This window comes from Streptomyces sp. NPDC058619 (assembly GCF_042717785.1).
Lineage (GTDB): Bacteria > Actinomycetota > Actinomycetes > Streptomycetales > Streptomycetaceae > Streptomyces.
This window is the reverse complement of record NZ_JBHXQN010000014.1, coordinates 85,839-110,527: the sequence shown is the minus strand read 5'-3', so window position 1 is coordinate 110,527 and position 24,689 is coordinate 85,839. Positions and strand designations below refer to the sequence as shown.

Here is a 24,689-nt window from a genome sequence, read left to right as displayed (position 1 = left end):
CCGTACGTGTCAGTTCTGATGGGCCTCGTAGTGGGCCACCGCTTCCGCGGTGCGGCCCGCGCCGTACACCCGGAGGAACTCTGCCAGTTCCGGGTGGCTGGGGGCGAGGGTGTCGGCGGCGTCGATGATGTCGCCGGCCGCGGAGACCGAGCGCAGCAGCGACTGGATCTCCCGGACGACCCGCTTGACGGTGGGGGCGCCTGAATGGGTCGCGGTCTGGCCGCTGTTGCTGAGGACGGAGCCTCCCTGGGTCTTCTTGATCTCGTCCATCCGGTCGGCGGCCTCCCCGGCACTGACGCTCCCGCCGGACACCTGTCCGGCGAGGTCCTGGAGGGCCTGGACGCGCTGCACCACGGCAGGGTTGCCGATCTTGGCGCGCTGGCCGCTCATCAGCTGGGACAGCATGGGCGCCGACAGTCCGAGGACGGCAGCGAGGCGGGCCTGGTTCAAGCCGAGGTCATCTATGAGTCGGCGGAAGAGTGCGCCGAGCGGCTCCCCGTACCAACTGCGCTGGAGCTCTCTTGCTCTGGCCGTGGCCTCTTGTTGTACTGCGTCCACTCTTACTACTCCCCTTCGCTGGTGCGAACCTCGCGAGCATCTTACGGAGAGTGGTCGCGGGGCGGGAGTCCCTATCATTTTGCGAGATGAGGGGGTACACCCGGTACTCTGTTCTGCGGAACGACCCCTCCTCGTACGGGGACGGGTGCGTCCACATGCTCGGGGCCTTAGCTCAGTTGGTAGAGCGCTGCCTTTGCAAGGCAGATGTCAGGAGTTCGAATCTCCTAGGCTCCACATCGTAATGACCCCCCTGAACTGCGGAAACGCAGGCAGGGGGGTTTTTCGTGCGCGTGCGTCCGGGGCTGCCCCGGCTACCTGCGGGGCGTTGTTTCACGTGAAACAACGCCCCGCAGGAGGGTCGCGAGCCCCGCAGGAGGGTCGCGGTGAGGGTGGAGGGTACGGCCACTCCGAGCGCCATGCCGATCTGTTGGCAGGGCCAGGCCGAAGCTGGCTACCGGCAGCATCAAGGGCAGCAGGTCGGTGGCGTCATCGGCGTCGACCGGCAGCCGGGTCAGCACGACGAGGGCCAGAGGCCCCCGAGGCCGAGGGTGCGCCCGGCGGTCCAGCCGTACCGCTCCACCTCGAACACGGTGAAGACGCCCGGCATCAGCCCGGCGGTGACCAGCGGGGCGCCGACGGTGTCGGCAGCAGGAGACCGCCGAAGGCACGCGCGTCCCCCGGACGGCCCCGTCGCGGGGCCGTCCGGGGCCCGGTGTCCGACAGTGGGGGAAGGCGTACCGCCCAGGGGGGCACCACCACGCCGGAGGCGTACAGACATGGGACTCTTCGACTTCCTGAAGTCCGACAAGAAGAAGCAGGACGAGACCGCCGAGAAGGGGAAGGAACAGGTCCAGCAGGCGTCGCCGCCCGCCGCGCCTCCCGCGAGCTCCGCAGCCGACGCCGCCGCGGCGACCCGGGCGGCCGCCGACCGGATGGCGGCCGCCGCGCCGCCCAAGGCCGCGCCGACCCGCCCGGTGGCGGCGGTCCGCACCCCGGCCGGGGGCGCGTCGCCCAGGCCCGCGGCGCCAACCCCCGCGTCGGCGGCGCACAAGGCCGTCCCCGTGGCCCCCAAGCCCGCCGTCGTGCCGCCGAAGCCCGTGGCGCCCGCCAGGGGTCCCGGTGCGCCGCACACCCCGTCGCCCACCTCGGCCGCGCACAAGGCGGTCCCGGCGGCGGCCGCCGCCAAGAAGCGCACGTACACCGTCCGGCCCGGCGACTCGCTCTCCCTGATCGCCCGCCGCGAGCTCGGCAACGAGGGCCGCTGGCGCGAGCTCTACGCCGTGAACCAGGCCGTCGTCGGATCCAACCCCGACCTCATCCGCCCGGGCATGGTCCTCGTCCTCCCCAACTGACGCCGCCCGGCACATGCCGAAGGGGCCCGCATCCGGCAGGATGCGGGCCCCTTCGGCCTACGGGTGATCCGCGGGTCAGGGCCGCTCGCCCTCGACGGTCGGCCCCGCGTCCGCGTCGCGCTCCTTCTCCGCCAGCTCGTCGTCGAAGCTGGCCGGGCCGGTGTCGCGCGCCGACAGCTCGGTGGCCGCCGGGGGCTCGACGAGCCAGTCCGGGTTCGACTGCTGGTCCCACCACTTCCACGCCGCGTAGGCACCGCCGGCCAGCAGGCCGACCAGGGCCACGCCGCGCAGCACGCGGCCCGTGCGCGCCCGGCGCTCGTGTCGCCGCACCAGCCGCTGCACCTCCTTCGCCGACACCTGGCCGCGCAGCGCGGCGAAGGCGGCGGTCGACCGCGAGGCGGCCTCCTCGGCGACCGGGGTGGCCGCCGCGATCGCGCTCTCGAACTTCGGCTGCGTGTAGTCGGCCGCCTGACGCGCGGCCCTGCGCGTCTGCTCTACCGCACGCGTCGCCGCCCGGTCCACGTTCGGCGGCACGTGGGAGCGCGCCGACTTGAGCCGGGGGTGCAGATGGTTGTCGTACGTCGTACGTGCCTGCTTCGCGGCCTCGTTGGCCGCGTACGACACCTTGGGCGCCAGCCGCTCGTTCGCCTCATGCGCGTAGTGCACCGCGGCATCCTTGGCGGTTTCTGCGTACGGCGCCACCACTTCCGACGCGTGCCGCACAGTCTCCCTGGCGCTCTCGGCGGCCAGGCGCACGCTGTCCTTGCGGGTCACGGGATTCCTCCTCCTCGGTGGCGGACACAGTTCACCTTTCCACCCTTTGTCGGATCATGCCTGCCATCACGTCGACGGGCATGCGTGACAGGGCATACGGGTGGACGATTTTCTGTACGGTGCAGCGCTCCGTGCGACTATCTGGACCGACAGTGATGACTAAGGAAGGCAGATCCGTGGCCGAGAAGCTCTACGCCACCCTGAAGACGACCCACGGCGACATCGAGATCGAGCTCTTGGCGAACTTCGCTCCGAAGACCGTCCGGAACTTCGTCGAGCTCGCCACGGGCGCCCGCGAGTGGACCCGGCCGACCGACGGTCAGAAGACCACGGACCCGCTCTACGACGGCACCGTCTTCCACCGCGTCATCAGCGGCTTCATGATCCAGGGCGGCGACCCCCTCGGCAACGGCACCGGCGGCCCGGGCTACCAGTTCGCCGACGAGTTCCACCCCGACCTGGCCTTCACCAAGCCCTACCTGCTCGCCATGGCCAACGCCGGTCCGGCCACCAACGGCTCGCAGTTCTTCGTCACCGTCGCCCCCACCGCGTGGCTGACGCGGAAGCACACCATCTTCGGCGAGGTCACGGACAAGGCCTCCCGGCAGGTCGTGGACGCGATCGCCGGCCTGGCCACCAATCCGCGCACCGAGCGCCCCCTGGACGACGTGATCATCCAGTCCGTCGTCATCGAGAAGCGCGGATCCGTCGCCACGGAGAAGCGCTGACCGAGCACGGCCTCCGGCCGCGGGGAACCTTTCCGCCCCGCCCGTCCGTCCTGGATACACGTACCGGACCGGCGGGGCGCCCCCCCCCGCGACCCGCCGCCGACCGAGGGGACCGATGGACACGGACCGCCTGCCGGGCTGCTACCGCCACCCGGACCGCGACACGGGGATCAGCTGCACCCGCTGCGAGCGTCCCATCTGCCCCGAGTGCATGATCAGTGCCTCGGTCGGCTTCCAGTGCCCGGAGTGCGTGCGCGAGGGTTCCGGCACCGGACACCGGCCCTCCGCGAACGCGCCGCGCACCCTCGCCGGCGGAGTGGTCGCCGCCGACCCCCAGCTGGTCACGAAGGCCCTGATCGGCCTCAACGCCGCGGTGTTCCTCTTCTGTCTGGCCGTGCCGACGGCCGCCCGCCCGCTGGAACTGCTCGGCCGGTACGCCGAGTACTACGGGGCGCCGGCCCAGGGCGTCTCCAGCGGGGAGTACTACCGCTTGATGACCTCGGTGTTCCTGCACGCCGAGTGGTGGCACATCATCGGCAACATGATCGGCCTGTGGGTGATCGGCGGCCCGCTGGAGGCGGCGCTGGGCCGCGCCCGCTATCTCGCCGTCTACCTGCTGTCCGGCCTGGGCGGCAGCGCCCTCGTCTATCTGCTGACCGCGCCGAACGTACCGACCATCGGCGCGTCCGGGGCCGTCTTCGGCCTGCTCGGCGCGACCGTCGTCCTGGCACGGCGGCTGCGGTACGAGATGCGGCCGGTGCTCGTGATGGTCGGGCTGATGCTGCTATTGAGCTTCGTGTCGTTCGGCAGCCTGCGGGTGTCCTGGCAGGCCCACGTCGGCGGCCTGGTCACCGGGGCACTGGTGGCCCTGGGGATGCTCCTGCCCGCCGCGGGCAGGAGCCGCACCCTCATCCAGTGGGGTACCTGTGTGGCGGTGTTCCTGCTGGCCGCAGCGGTCGTACTGGTCCGCACGGCCGCACTCACCTGATCACACCGGCGTCAACTCTCCACAGGGTTATCCACAGATCTTCTGTCTTTTCCTCAGGTGTGGATGACGCTGTGGATAACTCATGGGGAGAGCTTCCCTCAGCGGTCGGAAGGTGCTATTTCCACTGTGTGGATACGCCGAATCCCGCCGCGATGAAACCGAAACCGACCACGATGTTCCAATTGCCCAGTGCCTCGACCGGCAGCTGGGTCTCGGTCACGTAGAAGACGACGATCCACGCGAGTCCGATCAGGAAGAGGGCCAGCATGACCGGGGCGACCCAGCTGCGGTTCGTCAGCCTGATGGCCTGCGGCTGCCGCGACGGCGGCGGCGTGTAGTCGTCCTTCTTGCGGATACGTGACTTCGGCACGAGGGGCTCTCCTGTCGATGGGCTGGGGACCTTGCCTGCCCCGGGCGTCCGTTAGCGTAGTGGACCTGTGGCGTTGAAGGAGAAGGGTACGTTGAGCAATTCCGACGACTCCTCCGCGGGTCCCCGTCGCCGGGCCAGGCCGGTCCGGCTGCTGACGGCCGCGGTCTTCGCCCTGGCCGGTCTGATCTTCGTCACCAGCTTCAACACTTCCAAGGGTACGAACATCCGGACCGATGCCTCCCTCCTGAAGCTGTCGGACCTGATCCAGGAGCGCAGCCAGAGGAACGCGGAGCTGGAACAGAGCACCGGAGCCGTCCGCAGCCGGGTGGACACCCTCGCCGAGCGGGACGACGGAAGGACCCGGGCGGAGGACGCCAGGATGGCCGCCCTGCGCAAAGCCTCCGGCACCGAGGAGCTCGCCGGCAAGGGCCTGACCGTCACGCTGAACGACGCCCCGCCGGGCGCCACCGCCCGCATCCCCAACGTGCCCGAGCCGCAGCCCAACGACCTGGTGATCCACCAGCAGGACCTCCAAGCGGTGGTGAACGCCCTCTGGAAGGGCGGCGCCCAGGGCATCCAGGTCATGGACCAGCGGCTCATCTCCACCAGCGCCGTCCGCTGTGTGGGCAACACCCTGATCCTCCAGGGCCGCGTGTACTCGCCCCCGTACAAGATCTCGGCGGTCGGCGAGCCGGGCGTGCTGCGCAAGGCCCTCGCGGCCTCTCCCGCCCTGCAGAACTACCAGCTGTACGTGAACGCGTACGGGCTGGGCTGGAAAGTGGACGAGCACAGGGCGCTGACACTTCCCGGCTACTCCGGCACAGTGGACCTCCACTATGCGAAGCCGGTGGAACCGACGCCCTGAGCGGGTCAGCGCCGACGTCGTCCTGCGCCTGGTGGTCCGGGCGCTGAGCGAGCTGTGCCTGACGGCGGGCACGCTGATCGTGCTGTTCGTGGCCTACGTCCTGCTCTGGACCGGGGTCAAGGCCGACCGGGCCATGGACGGCGAGATGGCCCGGCTGCGCGGCGGCTGGGCAGCGTCCGGAGACCCCGAGCCGACGTCCCCGTCCGCGTCCCTGTCCCCTACCCCGCCCCCGGGCCCGGGCCCGTCCGGGAAGCCCGCGCAGCCGGCGGAGCCGCCCGGGACCGCGAAGGAGCCCGAACCCGCCGCGTACCCCGCCGGACGGCCCTTCGCCGAGATGTCCATCCCGCGCTTCGGGCCGGACTGGAGGAAGCCCGTCCTGGAGGGCACCGGCACCGAGCTACTCAAGAAGGGCCTCGGCCACTACACCCGCACCGCCCGCCTCGGCGGGACCGGGAACTTCTCGGTCGCGGGGCACCGGCGCACGTACGGCGACCCCTTCAAGGACTTCCCCGCCCTGCGCCCCGGGGACGCCGTCATCCTCAAGGACGCGACGACGACGTACACCTACATGATCCGCGGCGGGCCCGTGCGCACGCTGCCGACCGACGTCGCCGTGGTCGACCCGGTGCCCCGGAAGTCACCCTTCACCGTCCCCGGCCGCTACCTGACGCTGACCACCTGCGACCCCGAGTGGGGCCACAGCCACCGGCTGGTCGTGTGGGCGGAACTGACCGGCACCCGGACGTCCGGGCAGGTCTGATCCGGGGGTTTGCCGAGCTGACCCACCCCGCCGGGCCGCTGCCTTTAGGCTGTTCGCGTACCGCCCCCGCGGTGCGTGGAACGATCGTGGACGAAAAGGAATCAGACGGCATGTACGGCTGGATCTGGCGGCATCTGCCGGGAACCGCGTGGGTGCGCGCGCTGATCTCGCTCGTACTGGTCCTCGCGGTGGTGTTCGTGCTGTTCCAGTACGTCTTCCCGTGGGCCGAGCCGCTCCTTCCGTTCAACGACGTGACGGTGGACGAGGGATCGGGAGCGACTCCGTGAGCGCGCGCATTCTGGTTGTCGACAACTACGACAGCTTTGTCTTCAACCTGGTCCAGTACCTCTACCAGCTCGGCGCCGAATGCGAGGTGCTGCGCAACGACGAGGTGGCGCTCTCGCACGCGCAGGACGGGTTCGACGGCGTCCTGCTGTCCCCCGGCCCGGGAACCCCCGAGGAGGCCGGGATCTGCATCGACATGGTCCGGCACTGCGCGGACACCGGTGTCCCGGTCTTCGGCGTCTGCCTCGGGATGCAGTCGATGGCGGTCGCGTACGGCGGCGTCGTGGACCGGGCCCCGGAACTGCTGCACGGCAAGACCTCGCCCGTGGTCCACGAGGGCCTCGGGGTGTTCGAGGGGCTGCCGTCGCCGTTCACCGCGACCCGCTACCACTCGCTGGCCGCCGAGCCGCTGGCCCTCCCCGGCACGCTGGAGGTCACGGCGCGCACGGAGGACGGGATCATCATGGGCCTGCGCCACCGGGAGCACGACGTGGAGGGCGTGCAGTTCCACCCCGAGTCGGTGCTCACCGAGTGGGGGCACCGGATGCTCGCGAACTGGCTGGTGCGCTGCGGCGACGCCGGTGCCGTGGAGCGGTCGGTGGGGCTGGCCCCGGTGGTGGGCAAGGCCGTCGCGTGACCACGCTCGCGCCGTCCGCGCCCACGGAGGGCCGGGCCGCGCGACGCAGGGCCGCGCAGGAGGCGGCGAAGCGGGCCGCGAAGCAGACGCGGCGGCGCGGCGGACGGCGCCGAAGGCGGCCGGCGTCGGGCGGACCGCTGGTCGTCGCGAGCCGGCTGGGCGGCGAGCTGTTCATCACGCTGGGCCTGGTGATGCTGCTGTTCGTGGCCTACCAGCTCTGGTACACGAACCTCCTCGCGGCGCGGACGGCGAACGGCGCGGCGGGCTCGCTCCGGCAGACCTGGGAACGGGCGCCGGAGGCCGGGGCGGGCGCCCCGCCGGTGTCGGCGTTCGAACCGGGGCAGGGCTTCGCCATCCTGCACATCCCGAAGCTGGACGTGAAGGTCCCGGTGGCGGAGGGCATCAGCAAGCCGAAGGTGCTGGACCGCGGGATGGTCGGGCACTACGCCGAGGGCCCGCTCAAGACGGCGATGCCCTCGGACCCGCAGGGCAACTTCGCGGTGGCGGGCCACCGGAACACGCACGGCGAGCCGTTCCGCTACATCAACCGGCTGGTGCAGGGCGATCCCGTCGTGGTCGAGACCCGGGACGCCTACTACACGTACGAGACGGCCTCCGCGCTGGCGCAGACGCCGCCGACGAACGTCGCGGTGCTGAAGCCGGTGCCGGAGGGCTCGGGGTTCACTACTCCGGGCCGGTACATCACGCTGACCACCTGCACCCCGGAGTTCACCAGCACCTACCGGATGATCGTATGGGGCAGGATGACCGGAGAACGTCCCCGCAGCGAGGGTCCGCCACCCGCGCTGACCAGCTCGTAGCCGCCCGAAGGACGAATCCGCAGTGTCACCTTCCAGCCACCGCCGCCGTCCTGCCGACGCTGCCGCCGCCCCGTACGACGCCTCTTCCGCCGACGGCCCGCCGGCCGTGCGCCGCAGCGTCCTCGCCGGGTTCCTGAGCCTTCTGGGCGAGCTCCTGATCACGCTGGGCCTGGTGCTGGGCCTGTTCGTCGCGTACTCCCTGTGGTGGACGAACGTGCTTGCGGACCGGCAGGCGTCGGCGCGCGGCGACGCGGTCCGCCAGCAGTGGCTCGCCCCCTCCCCGTCCGCCCCGGAGCCCGCGAAGCCCGCGGAGCCGGGAGCCCTGGACACCGGCGGCGGGGTCGGCTTCCTGCACGTGCCGGCGATGAAGAACGGCGAGGTGCTGGTCAAGCGCGGCACCGCGCCGGACGTGCTGAACGACGGGGTGGCCGGCTACTACACCGAGCCGGTGAAGTCGGCGCTGCCGTGGGACGCGTCCGGGAACTTCTCCCTCGCCGCGCACCGGGACGGTCACGGGGCGAAGTTCCACAACATCGACAAGGTGAGGAACGGCGACGCGATCGTCTTCGAGACGCGCGACACCTGGTACGTCTACAAGGTCTTCGCAGAACTGCGGCAGACCTCCAAGTACAACGTGGACGTGATCAGTCCGGTCCCGAAGGAGTCGGGCCGCACGGCCCCCGGCCGGTACATCACGCTGACGACCTGCACGCCCGTGTACACCTCGAAGTACCGGTACGTCGTGTGGGGCGAGCTGGTCCGGACGGAGAGGGTGAACGCCGACCGCAGCCTCCCGGCGGAGCTGCGCTGAGGCCGACGGCGGTGGCGCCGACGGCCGTGCTCCGAGGGATGCCCCGCACCCGAGCCGCCCGGGCCCGCGGGGGTCCCTGGAGCCCCACGGGCCCCCGCGGGCAACCCCGGGGGCCCTACGGTCCCCGCACAGCCTCCACGGCCGCGCCACGGCCCGTACCGAGGCCCGTACGGCGAAGGTCCGGCCCCTCCCTGAGGAGGGGCCGGACCCTATCCGTGCCCGTGCCGCGGCGCGCTGCGGCCGGCGGCCGGCGCTAGCGGCCGCCCAGGCCGCCGATGAAGCCGCCGCCGCCGTTGTTGTTTCCGCCGTTGTTGTTCCCGCCGTTGTTGTTCCCGCCGTCCTGCTGGCCCGGGAGGGTCCGGACGTTGACGGGCGTACCGCTGGGGAGCGTGGTGTTCGCCGGCGGGTCGGAGATGATCACCGTTGCCTTGTCGTCCGTCGGGCCCGACAGGACGGAGCCGAAGGCCAGGTTGGCCCGCTTGAGCTCGTCCTTGGCCTGGTCGACCGTCTTGCCGGCCAGGTTGGGCACCTGCGCCGTCGTCGCGGCCTTGGCGACCGTGATGTTGACCGTCTTGCCGATCTCGATCGGCTCGCCGGCCGCGAACTGCTGCGCGATGACCGTCTTCGGGGTGGCGCCGGGGGACTCGGTCTCCGTCGTGCTGCCGAGCTTGAGCTTGGCGGTGGTGAGGAGCTTGACCGCCTCTTCCCTCGACTTGCCCAGCAGGTCCGGGACCGTGGTCTTGGACTGCTCCTTGGCCACCGTCAGCGTGATGACGTCGTTCCTCTGGGCCTGGGTGCCGGCCTTGGGATTCTGCTCCAGGACGATGCCGGGGGTGCTGTCGGACTCCTGGTTCTTGCGCTCGACCTGGAAGCCCTTGGCCTTGAGCGCCGCCTCGGCCTCCTCGAACGGGACGCGGAGCACGTCGGGCACCGCCACCGCGGGCGCGCCCGAGGAGATCTTCACCTTGACCGTGGAGTCCTTGTCGACCTTGAGGCCGGCCTCCGGGTTCTGCGAGCAGACGTTGCCCTTGGCCTGGCCCTCGCAGGGCTCGTCGGCTTCCTTCTCGACCTTGACCCCGGCGTTGGCGCCGCTCTTCTGCGCCTGCTCCAGCGTCTGGCCGACGAGCTTGGGCACCGCGGGGCGGTTGTCGGCGCCGTCGCCCCAGAGGGAGCGGCCGATGAGGATCGCGCCGACGAGGACGAGGATGCCGGCCGCCACGAGGAGGATCGTGGACGCCTTGCTCTTCTTCTGGCGGCGGTGCGGGCCCTGGTCGTAGCCGCCCTGGTCGCCGTACCCGTACCCGCCGTCGCCCCCGCCGGGAGGCATGGGCGACATCATCGCGGTCTGTCCGTTGTCGGCGGAGCGCAGCGCGGTGGTGGGCTGGTCGTAGCCCTGGTGGCCGTAGCCGTGGCCCTGGTCGGGGTAGCCGTAGCCGGCCGCGCCCATGGAGGCGGTGGCGGCGACGGGCTGGCCGTCGAGGCAGGCCTCGATGTCCGCGCGCATCTCGTCGGCGGACTGGTAGCGGTAGTCGGGGTCCTTGACCAGCGCCTTCAACACGATCGCGTCCATCTCGGGCGTGATCTCGGAGTCGAAGTTGGACGGCGGCTGGGGCTCTTCCCGTACGTGCTGGTAGGCGACGGCCACGGGGGAGTCACCGACGAACGGGGGCCGGACGCTGAGGAGTTCGTAGAGCAGGCAGCCGGCCGAGTACAGGTCGGAGCGCGCGTCGACCTGCTCGCCCTTGGCCTGCTCGGGCGAGAGGTACTGGGCCGTGCCGATGACCGCCGCGGTCTGCGTCATGGTCATGCCGGAGTCGCCCATGGCGCGCGCGATGCCGAAGTCCATGACCTTGACCTGGCCGGTGCGGGTCAGCATCACGTTGGCGGGCTTGATGTCGCGGTGCACGATGCCGGCGCGGTGCGAGTACTCCAGCGCCTGGAGGATGCCGATGCACATCTCCAGGGTGCGCTCCGGCAGCAGCTTGCGGCCGGAGTGCAGGAGCTCGCGCAGGGTGGATCCGTCGACGTACTCCATCACGATGTACGGGATGGAGATGTTGTCGACGTAGTCTTCGCCGGTGTCGTAGACGGCGACGATCGCCGGGTGGTTCAGGGACGCGGCCGACTGGGCCTCGCGCCGGAACCGGGCCTGGAAGGACGGGTCGCGGGCGAGGTCGGCACGCAGGGTCTTGACGGCGACGGTACGGCCGAGCCGGGTGTCGTGGGCGAGGTAGACCTCGGCCATCCCACCACGGCCGAGCACGTGGCTCAGCTCGTACCGGCCGCCGAGGCGCCGCGGCTCTTCCATAACGTTCCAGCCCTCTCCGTCAGTCCCGACCGCACCTGTGTGTGGTCCGGCGGTGTGCTGTTCGCGCAAAGGCTACCGGCCGATCGTCGGTGATCGGTTCGTGGCCACAGGCTGATACCGGACCGGTACCGTACGCTCGCATCCGCCCGGAACCAGTGACGCGGATCACCCCGCGGGCCCCCGCCGTTCGCGGCTCGCGCCCGGCTCGCACCGGCTCACCCCTGGCCCTTCAGCACGGCTTCCATCACGGCCTTGGCGACCGGGGCGGCGAGTCCGCCGCCGCTGATGTCCTCGCGGTCCGCGCCGCTGTCCTCGATGACGACGGCGACGGCGACGGGCGAGCTGCCGTCCGGGTTCTCGGCGTACGAGATGAACCAGGCGTACGGGCGCTTCTTGTTGCCCTCGCCGTGCTGGGCGGTACCGGTCTTGCCGCCGACCTTGGTGCCCTTGATCTTGGCCGGGGTGCCGGTGCCGGTCTCGACGACGTTGACCATCATCTCCTGGACCTTCTGCGCGTTGGCGGCGGAGAGGGGCCGGCTCATCTCCTGCGGCTCGTGCTTCTCGATGAGGTCGAGGTTGGGCGCGGTCAGCTGGTCCACCATGTACGGCTTCATCAGCTTGCCGTCGTTGGCGATGGCGGCGGTGACCATGGCCATCTGGAGCGGGGTGGCCGCGGTGTTGAACTGCCCGATGGAGCTCAGCGCGTTGCCGTCCGGGCTCATCTTCTTGTCGTAGACGCTGGCGAAGGCGCGGACCGGGATGTCGACCTTGTCGTTGTTGAAGCCGAACTTCTCCGCGGTCTCCACCATCTTGTCGCGGGTCACCTTGTTGCCGAGGTTCGCGAAGACGGAGTTGCAGGAGACGCGCAGGGCCTCGTTGAGCGGGGCCTTCTCGCAGCCGCTCGCGTGGTTGACCATCGGCGTCTTGGTGCCGGGCAGGATGTACGGCTCCGGGGTGTCCGTCGGCGCGTTGATGTCGGTGACGACACCGTGCTCCAGGGCGGCGGCGGCCGTGACGACCTTGAAGGTCGAGCCCGGCGGGTAGGTCTCGCGCAGGGCGCGGTTGACGAGGTTCTTGTCCTCGGCGTCCTTCAGCGAGACCCAGGCCTTCTCGTCGTCCTTGGAGTTGCCGGCGAAGCTCGACGGGTCGTACGAGGGGGTGGAGACCAGGGCCAGGATCGCGCCGGTGCGCGGGTCGATCGCGGCGACCGCGCCCTTGTTCTTGCCCAGCTTGGCGAAGGCGGCCCGCTGGGCGTCGGGGCTGAGCGTCGTGATGACGTTGCCGCCCTGCTTCTTCTCCCCGGTGAACATGCCGACCGTGCGGTCGAAGAAGAGCCGGTCGTCGTTGCCGGTGAGGATGCCGTCCTCGAGCGATTCGAGCTGGGTGGAGCCGAAGGCCTGCGAGGCATAGCCCGTCACGGGGGCCCACAGGGGGCCCTCCTCGTAGGTCCGCTTGAACTCGAAGTCGCTGCCGTTCGTGGCGACCGAGCCGGTGATCGGCTTGCCCTTCACGATGATGTTGCCGCGCTCCGTCGCGTACTGGGCGATCTGGACCCGGCGGTTCTCCTTGCGCGTGCTGAGTTCCTCGGCCTGCACGTACTGCAGCCAGTTGGTCCGGATCAGCAGGGCGAGGACGAGCAGCCCGCAGAACAGCGAGATGCGGCGCAGGGGCTTGTTCATGACGGGCGGACCACCTGGGTCATCTCGGAGTCGGGGGACGGAGCGGGAGCCGGGGCGGGTCGGCGTGCGGTGTCGCTGATCCGGATGAGGATCCCGATGAGGGCCCAGTTGGCGAGGACGGAGGAGCCGCCGGAGGCGAGGAAGGGCATCGTCATGCCGGTGAGGGGGATGAGGCCCATGACCCCGCCGGCGACGACGAAGATCTGGATGGCGAAGGCGCCCGAGAGTCCGATGGCGAAGAGCTTGCCGAAGGGGTCGCGGGCGGCCAGGGCGGTGCGGACGCCCCGCTCGATGATGAGCCCGTAGATCAGCAGGAAGGCCATCACGCCGGCGAGCCCGAGCTCTTCTCCCACGGTGGAGAAGATGAAGTCGGAGTTCGCGGCGAAGAGGATCAGGTCGGAGTGGCCCTGGCCGAGGCCGGTGCCGAGGACGCCGCCGGAGCCGAAGCTCATCAGGGACTGGCCGACCTGCTCGCAGGCGCCCGAGGTGGTGTAGCAGGCGAAGGGGTCGAGCCAGGCCGTGACGCGGGCCTGGACGTGGCTGGCGAAGGAGGCGACGACGACGGCGCCGCCCACCGACATCAGCAGGCCGATGACGATCCAGCTGGTGCGCTCGGTGGCCACGTACAGCATGATCACGAACATGCCGAAGAAGAGCAGCGAGGTGCCGAGGTCGTTCTCGAAGATCAGGACGAGCAGGCTCATCGCCCAGATCATCAGGATCGGGCCGAGGTCGCGGCCGCGCGGCAGGTAGAGGCCCATGAAGCGGCGGCTGGCCAGGGCCAGCGCGTCGCGCTTCACCATCAGGTAGCCGGCGAAGAAGATCGCGATGACGATCTTCGCGAACTCGCCGGGCTGGATGGAGAACCCGCCGACGCTGATCCAGATCTTCGCGCCGAAGACGTCCGCGCCCAGGCCCGGGATGACGGGCAGGATCAGCAGGACCAGGGCGCCGGCCATCGAGATGTACGTGAACCGCTGCAGGACGCGGTGGTCCTTGAGCAGCAGCAGGACGGCGGCGAACAGGGCGATGCCGACGGCCGTGTAGAGCATCTGGTTGGGCGCTGAGGGGGAGAAGTTGCCGAAGGAGCGCTTCGCGAGGTTCTGCAGCCGCTCGGACTGGTCCAGGCGCCAGATGAAGACGAGGCCGAGTCCGTTGAGCAGGGTGGCCAGCGGCAGCAGCAGCGGGTCGGCGTACTTCGCGTAGCGGCGTACGACGAGGTGCGCGACCCCGGCGAGCGCGCCGAGGCCGAGGCCGTAGGCGAGCATGCCGGGCGGCAGCGTGCCGTTGATCGCGAGACCCACGTTGGCGTAGGCGAACATCGGGATGACCACGGCGAATCCGAGCAGCATCAGCTCGGTGTTCCGCCGGCTCGGCAGCTCGATGGCGCCGATGGTGGTCGTATTGGTGACAACGCTCATGGTGTGGCAGGCCCCCTGCGCCCGCGTGTGTCTACTGCTTTCCGCACAGGCCGACCAGCTGCTGCTCCGCGGGAGTCAGGCCGGCGGCGGGTGTCTGGTTCTGCGCCTCGGCGTTGCGGCGCTCTTCGTCCTTCTTGCAGGCGGACACCTGGAGACCGAGGTCGTCGATCTTCTCGCGTGCGCCGTCCAGGCTGCTCTCGCTGATGGTGGCCTGTACGAGCTTCAGCTTGAAGGGCGGGAGGTACTTCAGTTCGATGTCGGGTCGGTCGGTCTCCACCTCGGAGAGCTTGACCGGCCCGAGCTTCTGGCTGATGCCCTTGAAGAGCGCGACGTGGTCGCCCTTGACGCCGATGTAGTACTGGGTCTGCGTCCAGCGCCAGCCGGCGTAGAGGCCGCCGCCGATGACTCCGGCGACGAGCAGCAGCATCAGCGTACGGGTGGTCCACTTGCGCCCTTTGCTGCGGCGCCTGCGGGGCTTGTCGTACGCGTCCTCGTACCCGGAGTCGTAGCCGTCGGCTTCGCCGAAGCTGCCGTACCCGCCGCCGCCCTGGCCGGGGTCCGCGTACCCGTAACCGGGGGCGTCGCCACTTCCGGGCGGGCCGAAGGAGCCGGCGGGCGGGGGGGCCTGGCGGCCGAGTCCCGAGGCGCGGCCGGCCGGGGTGTGCATGGCGTTGCCGCCGTCGAAGAGCTGGTGCTGGTTCTCGGCGACCGCGCCGACGACGACCGGGGTGTCGCTCACCTGGGCGGCGAGCGTGTCGCCGCTGTCGGTGTCGAGGACGTCGGCGACGATGCAGGTGATGTTGTCGGGACCGCCGCCGCGCAGCGCGAGCTGGATCAGGGACTGCACGGTCTCGCGGGGGCCGTGGTAGTCGGCGAGGGTCTCTTCCAGGGTCTGGTGGGAGACCACGCCGGACAGCCCGTCGGAGCAGATCAGGTAGCGGTCTCCGGCCCGGACCTCGCGGATGGAGAGGTCGGGTTCGACGATGTCGCCGCTGCCGAGCGCGCGCATCAGGAGGGAGCGCTGCGGGTGGGTCGTCGCCTCCTCCTCGGTGATACGGCCCTCGTCGACGAGGCGCTGCACCCAGGTGTGGTCCTGGGTGATCTGCGTGAGGACGCCGTCGCGCAGCAGGTAGGCCCGGGAGTCGCCGACGTGGACGAGGCCGAGGCGCTGGCCGGTCCACAGGAGGGCGGTCAGGGTGGTGCCCATGCCCTCGAGCTGCGGGTCCTCCTCGACCATCGCGCGCAGCTGGTCGTTGGCCCGCTGCACGGCGGTGGAGAGCGAGGTGATGATGTCGGAGCCCGGGACGTCGTCGTCGAGCTGCACGAGGGTCGAGATCACCTCGGAGCTGGCGACCTCGCCGGCGGCCTGGCCGCCCATGCCGTCGGCGATCGCGAGGAGACGTGGGCCGGCGTAACCGGAGTCCTCGTTCCCCTCGCGGATCATGCCCTTGTGCGATCCGGCAGCGAACCGCAGGGACAGACTCATGCGCACCTGCCCTGTCGACGCTGCCTCCGGGTACAACCGGTCTCGAGCCACACTGCCCACCCTCCGGTCGGGAGCGCGCGCGGGTCCGTTTCCACAGTGGGACGGATCTCCGCGGCTCGCTCGCTCCGCTCGCTCATTCTCGTACTACTTCCGCAGCTCGATGACGGTCTTGCCGATGCGGATCGGGGCACCCGGCGGAATGGGCGTCGGGGTGGTCAGCCGGTTCCGGTCGAGATACGTGCCGTTGGTGGAGCCGAGGTCCTCGACGATCCACTGCCCGTCACGGTCCGGGTAGATCCTGGCATGACGGCTGGACGCGTAGTCGTCGTCCAGCACGATCGTCGAGTCGTGGGCGCGGCCCAGCGTGATCGTCTGGCCCGCGAGGGCCACCGTGGTGCCCGTGAGGGTGCCCTCGGAGACGACGAGTTTGGTCGGCGCACCGCGGCGCTGGCGCTGCTGGGGTGGGGCCGCCTGGCGGCCCCCCGCCTGCTGCTGGGCACCGGCAGCCGCGCCGCCGCGGCGGGAGCCGCGTTGCGTCACCCTCGTGCCGAAGAGGTCGCTGCGGATGACCTGGACGGCCACGATGACGAACAGCCACAGAACGGCTAGGAAACCCAACCGCATGACCGTCAGGGTCAGCTCTGACATTGCCCCCGCTTCACCCTTCGGCTTGCCGGTAAATGATGGTGGTGCTGCCCACGACGATCCGCGAGCCGTCGCGGAGCGTAGCGCGGGTGGTGTGCTGCCCGTCCACCACGATGCCATTGGTGGACCCTAGATCCTGGATCGTCGAGGGCGTTCCGGTCCGGATCTCACAGTGCCGGCGCGAGACGCCGGGGTCGTCGATCCGCACGTCGGCTTCCGTGCTTCGGCCGAGTACGAGCGTGGGGCGCGAGATCTGGTGGCGGGTGCCGTTGATCTCGATCCAGTGCCGTCGCGGGGCGCCCGGGGAGGACGCGGGAGCGGCTCCGCCGGGGGCGGGCCGACGCCCTGCAGCGCCGCCGGGAGGCGGGCCCGCGGGCATGGGCGGGGCGGCGACCGGGGGGTACCCGTAGCCGCCCTGCTGCTGGTTCTGGGACGCTGCCTGGCCGCCCTGGGGGGCCTGCGGCTGCGAGGTGCTGGAGGCGAGGGTACGACTGCGGACCCGGTAGAGCCCGGTGTCGAGGTCTTCGGCCTTCTCCAGCTGGACCTTGATGGGGCCCATGAAGCTGTAGCGCTGCTGCTTGGCGTAGTCGCGGACCAGGCCCGCGAGCTCGTCGCCGAGCTGCCCCGAGTAGGGGCTCAGGCGGTCGTAGTCGCCGGCGCTGAGCTCCACGATGAAGTCGTTGGGGACGACGGTCCGCTCACGGTTCCAGATGGTGGCGTTGTTGTCGCACTCGCGCTGGAGGGCGCCGGCGATCTCGACCGGCTGGACCTCGGACTTGAAGACTTTGGCGAAGGTGCCGTTCACCAGACCTTCGAGTCGCTGCTCGAACCGCTTCAGGACTCCCATGGGGCACCTCCTCCGTCGTTGTCGCCCTGTACTGCTTACTGATCGTATCCACGCGTGGCGGATTCGGCTGGTTCCCCATCGGTCCTGTGCGGAGGAGTGTTGGTCCTCACAAGCGATCGTAGGGGCGTGTCAGGGACAGTGTCCCGCACCCGGGGCGGAGTGCGGGAGGGGCCGCCCCCGGCGGGGTGCGGGGGCCGGGGAAAGGGATGTGAATCCACCCCGTTCTACGTGCTAATCTTTCGACGTCGCCAGGGGAACGGCCCGAAAGGGAAGATCCACTGGGGTGCTGCTCGGGCGAGTGGCGGAACGGCAGACGCGCTGGCTTCAGGTGCCAGTGTCCTTCGGGACGTGGGGGTTCAAATCCCCCCTCGCCCACATCGACGAAACGGTCGTCATCGCGGAAGCGGTGGCGGCCGTTTCGTGTTGCCCGCATCGGGTGGGTCCCTGGTCCCTCTTCGTCTCCCTTGTCCCCGGACACCAGACTTTCGTCGCGGGGGGTGCGACGAAAGAGGGCGGCCGGCGCCGGACGCGGGTGTCTAGGGTCGTCGGGTGGATGTCATGGCGAAGACGCGTGCGGGTTGGGACCGGCTGAGGGGGCCCGAGCCCTGGACCCGGCGGATGCTGGCCGGTGACCTGGCCCTGGCCGGTGTGCTGGCCGTGCTGGGGCTGGGCGTCGAGGAACTCGACAACGGCTCCGGGCGCCGGATGCTGGTGAGCGCCCTGGCCGTCGTGGTGCTGACGCTCCTGCGCCGGCGGTTCCCCGGGAGCGCCCTCGTGGTCGGCTCGGCGGCGAGCAGCGTGCTGCCCGGGGTGTTCCTGGTCACGATTCTGCTGGGCTGGTCCGCGGGGCGGCGGATCGTCGGGGTGGGCCGGGCGCTGGCCGCCTTCACCCTCGCCTTCCTCGCAGCGACCGGATTCAGCCTGCTGTCCCAGTGGGACCAGATGCGGCCGCTGCTCGTGATCGTGTTCACGACGCTGATGTTCCTCGTGGCGACGGTGGTGCCGGGTCTGGCCAGCCGGTACTGGTCGCAGCGCCGGACGCTGCTGCGGGCCCTGCAGGAGCGCAACGGGCAGCTGCTGCGGGAACGGGCGATGATCGCGGGCCAGGCGCGGCTGCGGGAGCGGCAGCGGATCGCGCAGGACATGCACGACAGCCTGGGCCACCAGCTGGCGCTGATCTCGGTGCACACCGGTGCGCTGGAGGTCGATCCGAAGCTGACCGACCGCCAGCGCGAGGCGGTGGGGGTGCTGCGGCAGGCCTCGGTGGCGGCGATGCACGAGCTGCGCGAGGTCGTCGGCATCATGCGCGACGGGGTGGAGGGCCCGGTGCCGGTGGAGGAGGCCCAGTCCCCGGCGCGCGGCGTGGCCGGGATCGCGGGGGTCGTGGAGGCGGCGCGGGGCGCGGGGACCGACGTACGGCTGACGACGTCGGGGCAGCCGAGGGAGCTCGTCGCGGCCTGCGACCACGCGGCGTACCGGATCGTGCAGGAGGCGCTGACGAACGCGTACAAGCACGCTCCGGGGGCGTCGATCGCGGTGGAACTGCGGTACGAGGACGACTCGCTGGTGGTGGAGATAGCCAACGGCGTGGCGACCGGTCCGGGGGCCGGCGAGGTCGTGTCGGGCGGGCAGGGGCTGACGGGGCTGCGCGAACGGGCCCGGCTGGTCGGCGGAATGGTGCACGCGGGCGCCGTCGAGGGCGGCGGCTTCCGGGTCGCGGGGGTGCTCCCGTACGGTGCCGGGCCGGCCGGGGTGGCGGACGTGGCCGACGACTTCGGGCAGGGGGCCGTGGTCGGGGACCCGAAGGGCGACTCCCCGATGGACTGGGCCGCGGTGGACCGGGAGCTGGCCGTACGGGCCCGCAGCCGGTCCGGCGGCATAGCGCTGGGGTGCGGGATCGCGTCCGCGGCCGTGGTGGTGCTGCTGGTGGCCCTGGTGGCCGGAGTGGTGCTGCTGGTGGGGTCGGTGAACAACGCGATGATCGACCGGGGTGAGTACGACGCCGTGCGGCTGGGCGAGCCGGAGCAGGCGGTCCGCGACCGGCTGCCGGACGGGGACAGCATCTTCACCGGGGGCATGGACCGGAAGGGGCCGCCGCGGCCGGAGGGGGCGAGCTGTCTGGTGCTGTTGTCGTCGGAGGATTCGCCGGACCTGACCACCGACGTCGCGTTCCGGTTCTGCTTCAAGGACGGCACGCTTGTCGACAAGCAGTCCTACCAGGTCAAGCAGTAGGAGTTCGGGTGACAACCGAAGTGATCCGCGTGGTGATCGCGGACGACGAGCCGTTGATCCGGGCCGGGATCAGGATGATCCTGACCTCGGCTCCGGACATCGAGGTGGTGGCGGAGGCGTCGAACGGGCGCGAGGCCGTGGACCTGGCCCGCGCGCACGGGCCGGACGTGGTGCTGCTGGACATCCAGATGCCGGTGATGGACGGGCTGACCGCGCTGGGGGAGCTGAAGCGGGCGGTTCCGGCGGTGCGGGCGCTGATCCTGACCACCTTCGGGGAGAAGGAGAACGTGCTGCGGGCCCTGGGTCAGGGCGGCGCGGGGTTCCTGCTGAAGGACTCCGCGCCGGGCGAGCTGATCGGGGCGGTGCGGGCGGCCGCGGCTGGCGACGCCTACCTGTCGCCGGGTGCGACGCGGCACGTGGTGGACCAGCTGTCCTCGGGTAGGGCGGCGGTGCGCGGCGAGGAGGCGCGCCGGCAGGTGGCGGAGCTGAGCGAGCGGGAGCGCGGGGTGCTGGCGCTGCTCGGGGAGGGCCTGTCGAACGCGGACGCGGGCCGGCGGCTGCACATGAGCGAGGCCACGGTGAAGACGTACGTGAGCCGGATCCTGGCGAAGCTGGGCTGTGAGAACCGGGTGCAGGCGGCGCTGCTGGCCAGGGACGCGGGGCTGTAGCCGCCCGGCCGGAGGTGCGGGCCGGGGACGCCGGCACGGAGGTTGCTGGCCAGGGGCGCCGGCTGTCGGTACGGTCAGCCCGTTCTGGCGATCGAATGGACGGGTGGGGCGGCGCACATGACGGCGGCAGCGGGGCAGCGGATACCGCAGGTGAAGGGGTTCGCGCCGAGAGTGGCGGACGGATCGCCGAAGGAGCACGGCAAGGCCCTGCGCGGACGGGTGCCGCGCTCGGCGCACGCCGCCTTCGAGGCGCCGGCCGACCGCCCGGACGCCGTGCGGGCGGTCGAGGAGTCCAACGCCGGGCGGGTCGCCGAGCTAACTCCGATACGGGTGGGGCGGATGGCGGCTAACCCGTTCGCGTTCCTGCGCGGGGCGGCCGGGCTGATGGCGTACGACCTGTCCGGCGGCCCGGTCACCGGGGTCGGCGCGCAGATCTGCGGGGACGCGCACGCGGCGAACTTCGGGCTGTACGGGGACGTGCACGGCCGTCTGACCATCGACCTCAACGACTTCGACGAGACCGTCTTCGGTCCGTGGGAGTGGGACGTGAAGCGGCTGGCGACCTCGCTGGTGCTGGCCGGGCGGGTGGCCGGAGCCGACGAGGACACCTGCCGTGCGGCGGCGCGGGACACGGTGGGCGCCTACCGGCGGACCATGCGGCTGCTGGCGAAGCTGCCCGCCATGGACGCCTGGAACGCCATCGCGGACGAGGAACTCGTCTCGCACGCCGACGCGCGGGACCTGCTGGGGACGCTGGAGCGGGTGTCGCAGAAGGCCCGCAACAACACCTCCGCCCGGTTCGCGGCGAAGTCGACCGAGGCCGCGGCGGACGGCAGCTGTCGCTTCGTGGACGCGCTGCCCGTGCTGCGCCGGGTCGGGGACGCGGAGGCGGCTGCGGTGGCGGCCTCGCTGGGCCCGTACCTGGAGACCCTGACGGGAGACCGGCTGCCGCTGCTGGCCCGGTACGCGATCCACGACGTTGCCTTCCGGGTCGTGGGCACCGGGAGCGTCGGCACGCGCTCGTACGTGGTGCTGCTCATGGACCACCGGGGCGAGCCGCTGGTGCTCCAGGTGAAGGAGGCGCGGCCCTCGGTCCTGCTGCCGCACCTGCCGGCCCTGGGCTTCCCCGCGCCGCCGCAGGAGCACGAGGGGCGCCGGGTGGTGACCGGGCAGAAGCGGATGCAGGTGGTGTCGGACATCATGCTCGGCTGGACCACGGTGGAGGGGCGGCCCTTCCAGGTGCGGCAGTTCCGCAACCGAAAGGGCAGCGTGGACCCGGCGGCGCTGACCGCGGAGGAGTTCGACGACTACGGGCGGATGACCGGGGCGCTGCTGGCGCGGGCGCACGCGCACAGCGTCGACCCCCGGCTTCTGGCCGGGTACTGCGGGAAGAACGAGGAGCTGGACGAGGCGGTGGCCGCCTTCGCGGTGGCCTACGCCGACCGGACCGAGGCGGACCACGCGGACCTGGTGACGGCGGTGCGGGCGGGACGGATCGCGGCGGAGGCCGGGGTCTGACGGTGCGGCGCGGTGCGGGCCGGGCGCGGGGCCGGCGGGGTCGGTGCCGCGGGCGGGTGCCGGGTCGGCGGGTCGGGTGCCGGGCCCGGTGCCGGGTCGGCAGGCGGGGTTCGGGGGGTGGGTCTCCGGGGGCCCGGGCTTCGGGGTGGTGCCTCGCGCGGCGGGTGGTGTTTCACGTGAAACACCACCCGGCCGGGCGGGCCGTAGGCTGGCCGCGTGAGCGAGCAGACCGAACAGACCGAGCAGCCTGAGCAGCCCGTGCAGCCGGCCCCCGGCGGCCCCGGTGATTCCGGCGGTCCCGGCGATTGCGGTGACTCCGGCGCAGACCGTCCCGAGGCGCGCCTGGAGCGGGCCGTGCGCGCCGCCGAGCAGGCGCTGATCGAGTTCGAGATCGCGGTGGAGACCTTCCGCGTGGAGGTGGAGAACTTCTCCCGCCTGCACCACCAGAAGCTCGGGCCGATGTACTCGCGGCTCGATGAGCTGGACGCGCTCATCGCCGAGGCGAAGGCGGACCGTAGCGGCGATCCCGACGATCTGCGGCGGGCCAAGGAGGCCCGGGCGCTGGTGATGCCCATGCCGGGCGTGGACGAGCTGTTCCACGACTGGATGGACTCCGACGGGGTCTCCGACGACGCCGGCGCGATGCTCACCGACCGTCCGGTGCGGCCGCCGCAGCGGGTGCGGCCCTCGGAGGAGGTACGGCGCCTCTACCGCGAGCTGGTCCGCCAGGCCCACCCGGACCTCGCCCAGGACGAGGCCGAGCGAGAGCGCCGTGACGCCTTCATCGCCCGGGTGAACGCCGCGTACGGGCGGGGCGAGGAGCAGCAGCTGCGCGAGCTCGCCGAAGAGTGGGCGGCCGGTCCGGCGCCCGAGCAGGCGGTTCCGGGCGAGAGCGAGGAGCTGTACGCCCGGCTGGAGTGGCTGTCGCGCCGCAAGGAGCTGCTGTCGCTGGTCGCCAAGGACCTGGAAGACAGCGCGATCGGGTCGATGCTCCGGATGGCCCCGGAGGACCCGGACCGGCTGCTGGAGGAGATCGCGGAGCAGTTGCTGGCGCAGGTGTCCGAGCGCGAGGCGGAACTGGCTGCTCTCGCCGCTCCCTGAGGGGCGCTGCGGCCCTCCCCGGCCTGCGCCGATGGGGTTGTGGGCCCGGCCGCGGCGGTACTCGGCGGGACCCCGGCACCGGCGGGTCGCAGGGGTGCGGTCCGATAGGTTGGCCTCACCCATCTGCGATGAGAGAAGGCCACGCATGAACTTCGGACCGCTTCCCTCGGTGGACGCCGCCGCGGTGCCCTCCGAAGGCTTTGTCCTCGACGTCCGCGAGGACGACGAATGGGCGGCCGGCCACGTCGAGGGCGCTCTGCACATCCCGATGAGCGACTTCGTGAGCCGCTTCGGCGAGCTCACGGAGGCGGCCCCGGACGGCGCCCGCGTGCACGTGATGTGCCGCGTGGGCGGGCGCTCCGCGCAGGTCACGCAGTACCTCGTCCGCCAGGGCATCGACGCCGTCAACATCGACGGCGGCATGCAGGCCTGGGACGGGGCCGGGCGCCCGATGGTGACGGACAGCGGGACCCCGCCCTTCGTGCTCTAGGGCAGGTCAGGAGCTCAAGGGCCCAGGGCTCTGGGGCCTCAGGGCGGCCCCCGGGGGCCCGGACCGGGCCCCCGGGCCCGGCCCGGCGTCAGGCGAGGGGGTGGGCGGCCAGCAGGTCGCCCAGGGCCTCCTCGTGCGCGGCGGCCGGGCCGAGCTGGAGCTCCAGCTGCTTGGCCCACGCGTGGTAGCGGTGCAGCGGGTAGTCGGTGTCGGCGCCGAACCCGCCGTGCAGGTGCTGTGCGGTCTGCACGACCCGGCGCACCCCCTCCGAGGCCCAGATCTTGGCGACCGCCACGTCACCGGAGCTCGGCAGCGGACCGCCGGCTCCGCCGGTCGCGGCGTCGAGGCGCCAGGCGGCCTGCCAGAGGGTGACCTCCATGGCGCGCAGGTCGATGTAGCGGTCGGCGGCCTGGACGGCGACGGCCTGGAACGTGGCGACGGGGAAGCCGAACTGCTCGCGCTCGGCGGTGTACCGGCTGGTCATGGCGAGCACCCGCTCGCCGAGGCCGAGTGCGAGGGCGCAGGTTCCGGTGGCGAGGAGCTGGCGGAGCCGTTCCCAGGCGCCGGCGGCTTCGATGAGGTGCGAGGTGGGCACCCGTACGCCGTCCAGGGTCAGTTCGGCGAGGCGCTCCCCGCTGGTGGAGGACTGCTCGGCGAGGGCCAGGCCCCCGGCGGTGCGGGGGACGAGCGCGAGGACGGCCTCTCCCCCGCCGGTGTGGGCCGGTACGGCGATCCAGTCGGCGTTCTGGGCCCAGGGGACGGCGGTCTGGACGCCCTCCAGGGTCCACTCGGCGCCGTCGCGGCGGGCGGTGACGGCGAGTTCGGCCGGGTCGTGGCCGGAGCGGCCGTGCGCGGCGGCGGTGAGGACGAGCGTCCCGTTCCCGGCGCCGGGCAGGAGCGCGGCGGTCAGCTCGGGCCCCCCGTGGGCCTGGACGGCCATGGCGGTGGCGCAGTGCTCCAGCAGCGGTACGCGGGCCAGTACCCCGGCGGCCTCGCGCAGCACCAGGCACAGGGCGATGGTGTCCAGGCCGGCGCCGCCGTGTTCCTCGGCGAGGACCAGGCTCAGCAGGTCGGATGAGGCGAGCTTGGCCCACAGCGGCCGGTCGAAGTCCTGGGCGACCGCCCCGGGGGTGAGTGCGGGACTCGGCACGCTGTCGGGCGCGACATCCGCGAACACGGCCTTCGCCGCCTCGACGGCGGCCTGTTGTTCCTCGGTGAAGGTGAAGTCCACTGCCTGTCCTCCCGCGCGCACCCGGTCCGTCCTGTCCTGACGGTGCGTCAAGATAGAACAAGTTCTTGAAAATGCACAGCCTGGTGCCGGACCGGGGCGGAAGGGCGCGGGGAG

Annotated in this window: 24 protein-coding genes, 2 tRNA genes and 1 pseudogene; 16 read left to right on the top strand and 11 right to left on the bottom strand. The window is 71.6% G+C overall.

Annotation, left to right across the window (positions count from 1 at the left end; all coding sequences use genetic code 11):
* Positions 1 to 9: 9 nt before the first annotated feature.
* Positions 10 to 558 (bottom strand): helix-turn-helix domain-containing protein, encoded by a 549-nt coding sequence (locus ACFWTC_RS16640; protein ID WP_383915975.1) that lies wholly within the window; start codon positions 556 to 558, stop codon positions 10 to 12.
* A gap of 161 nt (positions 559 to 719) precedes the next feature.
* Here ACFWTC_RS16640 and ACFWTC_RS16635 point away from each other — a divergent pair.
* A tRNA-Ala gene (locus ACFWTC_RS16635) sits at positions 720 to 792 on the top strand.
* 277 nt (positions 793 to 1,069) lie between these two features.
* On the opposite strand, the gene ACFWTC_RS16630 is transcribed toward ACFWTC_RS16635, so the two are convergent.
* The gene (locus ACFWTC_RS16630) at positions 1,070 to 1,336 is read right to left on the bottom strand and encodes a hypothetical protein (protein WP_383915977.1); all 267 of its coding nucleotides are present in this window, start codon (positions 1,334 to 1,336) and stop codon (positions 1,070 to 1,072) included.
* Between ACFWTC_RS16630 and ACFWTC_RS16625 the strand changes: the two genes are divergently transcribed.
* Positions 1,335 to 1,910, top strand: a complete 576-nt coding sequence (locus ACFWTC_RS16625) for a LysM peptidoglycan-binding domain-containing protein (RefSeq protein ID WP_384027630.1) — start codon at positions 1,335 to 1,337, stop codon at positions 1,908 to 1,910. The genes ACFWTC_RS16630 and ACFWTC_RS16625 overlap by 2 nt on opposite strands.
* Before the next feature lie 75 nt (positions 1,911 to 1,985).
* On the opposite strand, the gene ACFWTC_RS16620 is transcribed toward ACFWTC_RS16625, so the two are convergent.
* On the bottom strand, positions 1,986 to 2,684 hold the full coding sequence (locus tag ACFWTC_RS16620; protein WP_383915981.1) for a DUF5324 family protein: 699 nt from the start codon (positions 2,682 to 2,684) through the stop codon (positions 1,986 to 1,988).
* Positions 2,685 to 2,860: 176 nt separating this feature from the next.
* Here ACFWTC_RS16620 and ACFWTC_RS16615 point away from each other — a divergent pair, with 176 nt between their 5' ends.
* Together ACFWTC_RS16615 and ACFWTC_RS16610 are read left to right on the top strand one after the other, a co-directional pair.
* Positions 2,861 to 3,412: a peptidylprolyl isomerase gene (locus ACFWTC_RS16615; RefSeq protein WP_383915983.1), complete on the top strand. Its 552-nt coding sequence runs from the start codon at positions 2,861 to 2,863 to the stop codon at positions 3,410 to 3,412.
* 115 nt (positions 3,413 to 3,527) lie between these two features.
* The gene (locus ACFWTC_RS16610) at positions 3,528 to 4,400 is read left to right on the top strand and encodes a rhomboid family intramembrane serine protease (protein WP_383915985.1); all 873 of its coding nucleotides are present in this window, start codon (positions 3,528 to 3,530) and stop codon (positions 4,398 to 4,400) included.
* Between the two features lie 115 nt (positions 4,401 to 4,515).
* On the opposite strand, the gene crgA is transcribed toward ACFWTC_RS16610, so the two are convergent.
* Entirely contained in the window at positions 4,516 to 4,770 is a 255-nt protein-coding gene (crgA, locus tag ACFWTC_RS16605; RefSeq protein WP_383915987.1) for a cell division protein CrgA, read from the bottom strand.
* Positions 4,771 to 4,861: 91 nt separating this feature from the next.
* Here crgA and ACFWTC_RS16600 point away from each other — a divergent pair, with 91 nt between their 5' ends.
* The 6 genes and pseudogenes from ACFWTC_RS16600 to ACFWTC_RS16575 all read left to right on the top strand — a co-directional run bounded on the left by ACFWTC_RS16600 (position 4,862) and on the right by ACFWTC_RS16575 (position 8,949).
* Positions 4,862 to 5,635, top strand: coding sequence for a DUF881 domain-containing protein (locus tag ACFWTC_RS16600; protein ID WP_383915989.1), 774 nt, complete (start codon positions 4,862 to 4,864; stop codon positions 5,633 to 5,635).
* Entirely contained in the window at positions 5,607 to 6,395 is a 789-nt protein-coding gene (locus ACFWTC_RS16595; RefSeq protein ID WP_384027632.1) for a class E sortase, read from the top strand. Before ACFWTC_RS16600 ends, ACFWTC_RS16595 begins: the two co-directional genes overlap by 29 nt.
* A gap of 86 nt (positions 6,396 to 6,481) precedes the next feature.
* Entirely contained in the window at positions 6,482 to 6,682 is a 201-nt protein-coding gene (locus tag ACFWTC_RS16590) for a hypothetical protein (protein ID WP_383916081.1), read from the top strand.
* The gene (locus ACFWTC_RS16585; RefSeq protein WP_383915993.1) at positions 6,679 to 7,317 is read left to right on the top strand and encodes an aminodeoxychorismate/anthranilate synthase component II; all 639 of its coding nucleotides are present in this window, start codon (positions 6,679 to 6,681) and stop codon (positions 7,315 to 7,317) included. The genes ACFWTC_RS16590 and ACFWTC_RS16585 overlap by 4 nt, the downstream gene beginning before the upstream one ends.
* A pseudogene (locus tag ACFWTC_RS16580) lies at positions 7,284 to 8,138 on the top strand (class E sortase); the annotation flags it as partial. The gene ACFWTC_RS16585 and the pseudogene ACFWTC_RS16580, both read left to right, overlap by 34 nt.
* 22 nt (positions 8,139 to 8,160) lie before the next feature.
* Positions 8,161 to 8,949 (top strand): class E sortase, encoded by a 789-nt coding sequence (locus tag ACFWTC_RS16575; RefSeq protein ID WP_383915995.1) that lies wholly within the window; start codon positions 8,161 to 8,163, stop codon positions 8,947 to 8,949.
* A 253-nt stretch (positions 8,950 to 9,202) separates the two neighbouring features.
* On the opposite strand, the gene pknB is transcribed toward ACFWTC_RS16575, so the two are convergent.
* The 6 genes from pknB to ACFWTC_RS16545 form a co-directional block, all read right to left on the bottom strand.
* Positions 9,203 to 11,257 (bottom strand): Stk1 family PASTA domain-containing Ser/Thr kinase, encoded by a 2,055-nt coding sequence (gene pknB / locus ACFWTC_RS16570; RefSeq protein ID WP_383915997.1) that lies wholly within the window; start codon positions 11,255 to 11,257, stop codon positions 9,203 to 9,205.
* A 215-nt stretch (positions 11,258 to 11,472) separates the two neighbouring features.
* Entirely contained in the window at positions 11,473 to 12,936 is a 1,464-nt protein-coding gene (locus tag ACFWTC_RS16565; RefSeq protein ID WP_383915999.1) for a peptidoglycan D,D-transpeptidase FtsI family protein, read from the bottom strand.
* The gene (locus tag ACFWTC_RS16560; protein WP_384027636.1) at positions 12,933 to 14,357 is read right to left on the bottom strand and encodes an FtsW/RodA/SpoVE family cell cycle protein; all 1,425 of its coding nucleotides are present in this window, start codon (positions 14,355 to 14,357) and stop codon (positions 12,933 to 12,935) included. Before ACFWTC_RS16560 ends, ACFWTC_RS16565 begins: the two co-directional genes overlap by 4 nt.
* 31 nt (positions 14,358 to 14,388) lie before the next feature.
* A complete protein-coding gene (locus ACFWTC_RS16555) occupies positions 14,389 to 15,843 on the bottom strand; it encodes a Stp1/IreP family PP2C-type Ser/Thr phosphatase (RefSeq protein ID WP_383916003.1) in 1,455 nt (484 codons plus the stop codon).
* A 144-nt stretch (positions 15,844 to 15,987) separates the two neighbouring features.
* Positions 15,988 to 16,491, bottom strand: a complete 504-nt coding sequence (locus tag ACFWTC_RS16550) for an FHA domain-containing protein (RefSeq protein ID WP_383916005.1) — start codon at positions 16,489 to 16,491, stop codon at positions 15,988 to 15,990.
* A 10-nt stretch (positions 16,492 to 16,501) separates the two neighbouring features.
* Positions 16,502 to 17,335, bottom strand: coding sequence for an FhaA domain-containing protein (locus ACFWTC_RS16545; protein WP_383916007.1), 834 nt, complete (start codon positions 17,333 to 17,335; stop codon positions 16,502 to 16,504).
* A gap of 292 nt (positions 17,336 to 17,627) precedes the next feature.
* Between ACFWTC_RS16545 and ACFWTC_RS16540 the strand changes: the two genes are divergently transcribed.
* From ACFWTC_RS16540 to ACFWTC_RS16515, 6 genes are all read left to right on the top strand, one after another.
* Positions 17,628 to 17,710: transfer RNA gene (locus ACFWTC_RS16540), tRNA-Leu, on the top strand.
* A gap of 183 nt (positions 17,711 to 17,893) precedes the next feature.
* Positions 17,894 to 19,567: a sensor histidine kinase gene (locus ACFWTC_RS16535; RefSeq protein WP_383916009.1), complete on the top strand. Its 1,674-nt coding sequence runs from the start codon at positions 17,894 to 17,896 to the stop codon at positions 19,565 to 19,567.
* An 8-nt stretch (positions 19,568 to 19,575) separates the two neighbouring features.
* Positions 19,576 to 20,235, top strand: a complete 660-nt coding sequence (locus ACFWTC_RS16530) for a response regulator (RefSeq protein ID WP_383916011.1) — start codon at positions 19,576 to 19,578, stop codon at positions 20,233 to 20,235.
* 117 nt (positions 20,236 to 20,352) lie between these two features.
* Positions 20,353 to 21,753 (top strand): DUF2252 domain-containing protein, encoded by a 1,401-nt coding sequence (locus ACFWTC_RS16525; RefSeq protein ID WP_383916013.1) that lies wholly within the window; start codon positions 20,353 to 20,355, stop codon positions 21,751 to 21,753.
* Between the two features lie 216 nt (positions 21,754 to 21,969).
* On the top strand, positions 21,970 to 22,854 hold the full coding sequence (locus ACFWTC_RS16520; RefSeq protein WP_383916015.1) for a hypothetical protein: 885 nt from the start codon (positions 21,970 to 21,972) through the stop codon (positions 22,852 to 22,854).
* A 145-nt stretch (positions 22,855 to 22,999) separates the two neighbouring features.
* On the top strand, positions 23,000 to 23,344 hold the full coding sequence (locus tag ACFWTC_RS16515; RefSeq protein ID WP_383916016.1) for a rhodanese-like domain-containing protein: 345 nt from the start codon (positions 23,000 to 23,002) through the stop codon (positions 23,342 to 23,344).
* Positions 23,345 to 23,432: 88 nt separating this feature from the next.
* Here the strand turns inward: ACFWTC_RS16515 and ACFWTC_RS16510 are convergent, their stop codons facing one another.
* The gene (locus ACFWTC_RS16510) at positions 23,433 to 24,575 is read right to left on the bottom strand and encodes an acyl-CoA dehydrogenase family protein (protein WP_383916018.1); all 1,143 of its coding nucleotides are present in this window, start codon (positions 24,573 to 24,575) and stop codon (positions 23,433 to 23,435) included.
* Positions 24,576 to 24,689 lie beyond the last annotated feature (114 nt).

What these genes read in the sequence shown, in the direction of transcription:
- ACFWTC_RS16525 (WP_383916013.1), top strand. Translation starts at nt 20,353, where the DNA reads ATGACGGCGGCAGCGGGGCAGCGGATACCGCAGGTGAAGGGGTTCGCG.
- ACFWTC_RS16515 (WP_383916016.1), top strand. Translation starts at nt 23,000, where the DNA reads ATGAACTTCGGACCGCTTCCCTCGGTGGACGCCGCCGCGGTGCCCTCC.
- pknB (WP_383915997.1), bottom strand. Translation starts at nt 11,257, where the DNA reads ATGGAAGAGCCGCGGCGCCTCGGCGGCCGGTACGAGCTGAGCCACGTG.
- ACFWTC_RS16610 (WP_383915985.1), top strand. Translation starts at nt 3,528, where the DNA reads ATGGACACGGACCGCCTGCCGGGCTGCTACCGCCACCCGGACCGCGAC.
- ACFWTC_RS16595 (WP_384027632.1), top strand. Translation starts at nt 5,607, where the DNA reads ATGCGAAGCCGGTGGAACCGACGCCCTGAGCGGGTCAGCGCCGACGTC.
- ACFWTC_RS16550 (WP_383916005.1), bottom strand. Translation starts at nt 16,491, where the DNA reads ATGTCAGAGCTGACCCTGACGGTCATGCGGTTGGGTTTCCTAGCCGTT.
- ACFWTC_RS16565 (WP_383915999.1), bottom strand. Translation starts at nt 12,936, where the DNA reads ATGAACAAGCCCCTGCGCCGCATCTCGCTGTTCTGCGGGCTGCTCGTC.
- ACFWTC_RS16630 (WP_383915977.1), bottom strand. Translation starts at nt 1,336, where the DNA reads ATGTCTGTACGCCTCCGGCGTGGTGGTGCCCCCCTGGGCGGTACGCCT.
- ACFWTC_RS16535 (WP_383916009.1), top strand. Translation starts at nt 17,894, where the DNA reads ATGGCGAAGACGCGTGCGGGTTGGGACCGGCTGAGGGGGCCCGAGCCC.
- ACFWTC_RS16555 (WP_383916003.1), bottom strand. Translation starts at nt 15,843, where the DNA reads ATGAGTCTGTCCCTGCGGTTCGCTGCCGGATCGCACAAGGGCATGATC.
- ACFWTC_RS16625 (WP_384027630.1), top strand. Translation starts at nt 1,335, where the DNA reads ATGGGACTCTTCGACTTCCTGAAGTCCGACAAGAAGAAGCAGGACGAG.
- ACFWTC_RS16545 (WP_383916007.1), bottom strand. Translation starts at nt 17,335, where the DNA reads ATGGGAGTCCTGAAGCGGTTCGAGCAGCGACTCGAAGGTCTGGTGAAC.
- ACFWTC_RS16560 (WP_384027636.1), bottom strand. Translation starts at nt 14,357, where the DNA reads ATGAGCGTTGTCACCAATACGACCACCATCGGCGCCATCGAGCTGCCG.